Source organism: Rhodobacter sp. P2_H5 (genome assembly GCF_056403335.1).
This window is the reverse complement of sequence record NZ_JBFUFS010000090.1, coordinates 1-872: the sequence shown is the minus strand read 5'-3', so window position 1 is coordinate 872 and position 872 is coordinate 1. Positions and strand designations below refer to the sequence as shown.

The 872-nt window shown below is 66.2% G+C and carries 1 protein-coding gene; it reads left to right on the top strand.

The window, feature by feature from the left end; all coding sequences use genetic code 11:
• Positions 1–19 precede the first annotated feature (19 nt).
• Positions 20–872: HAMP domain-containing protein (locus AC1DVR_RS23645; protein WP_478003070.1), on the top strand; the 853-nt coding region annotated here is incomplete at its 3' end.

Genomic DNA, 872 nt, shown 5'->3' with positions numbered 1-872 from the left:
CTTTCGGTTGGCCCTTGGCGTGACTCTGTTTGTACTGACCTCCATCGTGCTGGCCTCGGCCATCGGCTACAGCCTGTTGCGCCAGCAACTGGTGGCACGCCAGGATGCCCGCGTGACCGAAATTTTCACCGCCTTGCAGGAAACCAGCCAGTCCGGCGACGAGGGCGACCTGATTGAGGCGGTCACCACCCGGATCAATGCCAGCCCGGACCATGCCACGGTCTATCTGCTGCGCGGCCGGGACGGCAAGGTTCTGGCCACTAGCCTCCCCGACATCTGGTTCAAGCCCGGCTGGTCCACGGTCGATGCCGCAACCCTGCACGTGGCGACCGACTATCCCTATCGCATCTATGCCGGCGATGTTGGCGGCTATTCCATCGTGGTGGGCCTGACCGACGCCGATCTGGACGACCTGGCCGAGATCAGCCTTGGGGCCTTTGGCTGGTCGGCCCTCGGCGTCCTGATCGCGGCCATCGCCGCCGGAGCCTTTATCGCCGGCCGCATTCAGGCTCGGATCAACGCGGTGGAAGGGGCTTTGCAGCGGGTGGCCCAGGGTGATCTGACGGCGCGGCTGCCGGTCTCGGGGCAGGGCGATGACCTTGACCAGATCTTCACCGCGATCAACCACGCTTTGGCCCGGCTGGGCGGTCTCGTTGAGGCTATGCGCCAGGTCAGCACCGACATCGCCCACGACTTGCGCACGCCCTTGAACCGCCTGCGGATCAGGATTGAAACCGCAGCCGAGGCCGAGGCGAAGGGCCTGCCGGTCGGAGCCGAGCTTGCCGCAGCCCTCAGCGACAGCGACGCCATCAGCCAGACCTTCTCGGCCCTGCTGCGCATCGCCCAGATCGAGGCCGGAACCTCACGCCAGA